The sequence below is a fragment of the Pseudonocardia lacus genome, assembly GCF_018531445.1.
GTDB lineage: Bacteria > Actinomycetota > Actinomycetes > Mycobacteriales > Pseudonocardiaceae > Pseudonocardia > Pseudonocardia lacus.
Window position 1 is genome coordinate 1 of the sequence record NZ_JAHDTH010000363.1, and the last position, 3,948, is coordinate 3,948.

Consider the following 3,948-nt stretch of genomic DNA (forward strand, 5'->3'; position numbering starts at 1 on the left):
GCGTGGGCCCCACCCTGCCCGTTCCCCACCCCGGCACCGGTAGCAGCCGCCACCCCGGCCTCAACACCGTTCGTCCTCGCTGCGCTGCGGGCGCTGCGTGTTGACCCCGGGGTCCCGACGCCTGCTCGAAAACAGCAGGTCGCAGGCCAAAAGCGGCCCGAGACCGCTTCCACCCCCGGGGTTGACAAGACCGTTCCACATCAGTCGAAGAGGATCACGCCGCGGATGTTGCGCCCGGCGTCCATGTCCGCGAACCCCTGGTTGATCTCCTCCAGGGCGTAGGTGCGGGTGACCAGGCGGTCGAGCTCCAGGTCCCCCCGCCGGTAGAGCTCGATCAGCTTCGGGACGTCGACCCGCGCGTTGCAGGAGCCGTACAGCGAACCCTGCAACCGCTTGCCCGACATGACGAAATCGAGCAGGTTGAGGTCGACCTGCCCCTGCAGGGCCGGAGCGGCCGACGTGATGACCAGCGTGCCGCCCTTGCGGGTCAGGAAACCGCAGGGCCCGACGAGATTGCCGTAACCCACGCCGGCCGTGAGGATCACCCGGTCGGCCATCACGCCGACGGTGAGTCCGCGGACCAATTCGGTCGCCTCCTCGAGGCTCGACGCCGAGTGGGTGGCCCCCAGCTCCTCGGCCATCTCGCGCTTGAACGCCACCGGGTCGACCGCGACGATCGTGCTCGCACCCGCCAGCCGGGCCCCCTGCACCGCGTTCACCCCGACCCCGCCGGTGCCGACGACCACGACCGTGTCGCCGACCTCGGTCCCGGCGGCGTGCACGGCAGAACCCCATCCGGTCGGCACCCCGCAACCGATGAGGGCGGCCTTGTCGAGCGGGATGTCCTTATCGATCTTGATCACACCGGTGATCGGTGCGACCACGTACGGCGAGAACGTCCCAAGGAACGACATCGCACCGACGGGCTTGCCCCCGGAGTGGATCCGGTTGGTCCCGTCCGGGGCCTTGCCACCCAGGACGCCTGCGCCGACGTCGCACATGCTGCCCATCCCGGACGAGCACCAGCGACACGTCCCGCAGGACGGGAGGAACGTGGTCACCACGTGGTCGCCGGGCTGGAGGTCGTGCACCTCCGGGCCGACCTCCTGCACGACCCCGGCACCCTCGTGACCACCCAGGACCGGGGCGAACGGCAGCGGGATGTCGCCGGTGTCGAGGTGGGCATCGGAGTGGCAGAGTCCGGACGCGGCCAGCTTGAGCAACACCTCGCCCCGCTTCGGGGGGTCGAGCTCGATCTCCTCGACGCTCCAGCCCGACTTCGTACCGGGCTCCCAGAGCAACGCGCCCTTCGTGGTGAGAGTCATGGCTATCCCCTATCCGACGTCGATCGTCATGGTTCCGGCGGCACCGACGGTCCCGGTGGGGTCACGCCCCACCCCGACCCGCGCACCGAGTCGAGCTGTTCAACCATACGGTAGTTTGGGCGGCCCGTCGATGCCGCGCAGCACCGCGCTGAGGACACCTGTCTTGACTGACACACCGGGTTCAGGGCCAGGTCCGAGGACCTTCGAGCCAGTGCTCCGGTGCGGGAAGCACGAATTGGCCTCCTCCCAGAAGGCTTCCGGCACGACCCGCAGTCCGCCTGCACGGTGGTCGGGGATCCGCAGGTCAGCGAGTCCGGTGTGGACATCCAGCGGCCGGTTCCAGGCGAGGTGCTCGTGCGGGCGCACGGTGTTGTACTCGACCCGGTAGGCCTCAGCGTGGGCGATCAGGTCCAGGGCGTCGGGGATGTCTTCGAGGAACAGTCGCTCGTACTTCAGCGTGCCGAACCGCGCTCGCGGGAGCCGTTCTGCCCGGGTGAGCGGACGCGGGTGCGGACGTGGCGCGCAGCTCGGGGTGGGTGCGGAACGGGCCGCCGTTGTCGGTCACGATCGTCACCACCGGCACGGCGTTGGCCTCGTCATCACGGCCGGCAAGGTCGATCAGCGGTGCGCCGGCCAACTGCTGTGCTTCGGTCAGGGCGAGTACGAGTTGATCTAGGCAATCACTCGTCTACCAGGAGCTTCACTCACGTCCGGCGCCGCCTACCCCGACCAGGTTGGAAAGGGTCACTGACGAAGGGGCGACGTGGTCGCACACGCGCCGAGATGTCTCAGGCTGGCGAAGCCGACCGCGTAGTCGGTCAGCAGGACTGTCGCGTGTCGGGCGACAACGGTTCGGGTTGCATGGGGTCCTCACCGATTCGACTCGCCGAGCTTTGCGGTCGAGGTGACCGGTGTCTGGACGACTCGGCTGCTGCCGTCGGTACGTCTACGGGCCCCGTGCCGCGCGATCCTTGATCGAGGACAACGGGATCCTCGTCATACGCGCGCCGACCGTCCGGTATGGATGATCGGCTCCGAAGCCGGTTCAGCGCATCGACGGAAGGCCACCGTGAACGCCTGCGGCGCAACCTCCACCGGCGATCACATCGACGATCAGGTCCTGCCTGGAGGCTATCGCCCCTCGGCGGGTACGGGCTGCTCACCGACTGGTGGCGGCCGCATCCGGGATGGCGCCGCGCCCCACCAGCGCCGGGCGCATCGGCTGAATACGGCCTGCTCGGCGAATCCGAGCCGGGCGCTGATCTCGGCCAACGGCAGATCGGTGTCGAGCAGATAGGAGCGGGCCTGCTGACGTCGGACGCAGTCGAGGATCTCGCCGAAGCCGAGACCCTCGTCGGCCAGGCAGCGTTGCAGCGTACGGGGGTGGACGGCGATCGTGCGGGAGACGTCGGCCAGCGCTGTGGACTCGCGGCCCAGCCGTTCGGTCACCAGGCTCCGCACGCGCCAGGCCAGGTCGGAACGGTCGCTCGCCGGACGGAACGCGGCCCCGGCCAGCACCCCGGCGGGCAGGCGCAGCAGCGCCTGGGAACGCCGAAACCGCACCTTGGCGCCGAACGTCTCCGAGTACTGGTGCTCGTCGCGCGCCGGGCCCACCGGGAGATCGACCGAACGCGGTCCGTAGTCGCCGACCAGGCGCAGCAGCGCATGATGCACGGCGAGAAGCCCGTGCTCGGCCTGCCCGGCATCGGCGTGCACCCGCAGGCCGACGACCTGACGCGCGCCCTCCGGATCCTCCACAACGGAGAAGGCCCGGCCCCACGCGGCGGTGAGACGCTCGGCAACGCTCGGCATCGCCGGACCGTACAACATGAGACGAAATACTCGTCGCGTTGGGTCAAGGCACCGGCCGCAGCACCGCAATAGCGTTGGCCGGGTGAACACCGAAACCGAGACCCAAGTAGTGATCGTCGGGGCTGGGCCGGTCGGCTTGATGCTGGCCGCCGAGTTACGGCTGGCCGGCGTCGAGACCGTGGTCCTGGAACGGCTGGAGATGCCGTCGCCACATTCCAAAGCGCTCGGCGTGCATGCCCGCACGCTGGAACAACTCGCCATGCGTGGGCTGGTCGACCCGTTCCTGGCCGGCGGGATCCCGCTACCGGCCTGGCACTTCGGGTTCCTGAGCCAGCGGCTGGATCTGACCCGACTGGACACCCCGTATCCGTTCATGCTGGCGTTCCCGCAGCATCGCACCGAGGCGGTTCTGCTGGAGCGGGCGCTCGCCCTGGGCGCTCAGATCCGGCGCGGCCGATCCGTCACCGGGCTCACTCAGGACGACGACGAGGTACGCGTCGTCACCGAATCAGGCGAGACCTGGCGAGCCGGCTGGGTGATCGGCGCCGACGGCGCGGGGAGCACGGTACGGCAGACCGCCGGGATCGAATTCCCGGGTACTGACGCCGACACGTACGCCTATCTCGGCGACGCGCACGCGGACTCACCTCCGCCGCCGGGCTACGGCGTGCTGAACGAACGTGGCGCACTGAGGTGATCTCAGCAAGATCTGCGTAGCTCGATCTGCTCGAAATGGGTGAGCACTCGTGCGGCAGCGACGATGTCACCGATTCTCGACGGGCTTGCGGTGGTGTGGCGTAGAGCGCGCCAG

At 69.2% G+C, this 3,948-nt stretch carries 3 protein-coding genes; 1 reads left to right on the forward strand and 2 read right to left on the reverse strand.

Annotated elements, in window-relative coordinates; all coding sequences use genetic code 11:
• Positions 1 to 200: 200 nt before the first annotated feature.
• Together KIK08_RS37750 and KIK08_RS37760 are read right to left on the reverse strand one after the other, a co-directional pair.
• Positions 201 to 1,325, reverse strand: a complete 1,125-nt coding sequence (locus KIK08_RS37750) for an NDMA-dependent alcohol dehydrogenase (protein WP_214408109.1) — start codon at positions 1,323 to 1,325, stop codon at positions 201 to 203.
• Positions 1,326 to 2,456: 1,131 nt separating this feature from the next.
• Positions 2,457 to 3,137, reverse strand: coding sequence for a helix-turn-helix transcriptional regulator (locus KIK08_RS37760; RefSeq protein ID WP_214408110.1), 681 nt, complete (start codon positions 3,135 to 3,137; stop codon positions 2,457 to 2,459).
• Positions 3,138 to 3,219: 82 nt separating this feature from the next.
• Between KIK08_RS37760 and KIK08_RS37765 the strand changes: the two genes are divergently transcribed.
• A complete protein-coding gene (locus KIK08_RS37765) occupies positions 3,220 to 3,834 on the forward strand; it encodes an FAD-dependent monooxygenase (RefSeq protein WP_214408111.1) in 615 nt (204 codons plus the stop codon).
• Positions 3,835 to 3,948: the final 114 nt, after the last annotated feature.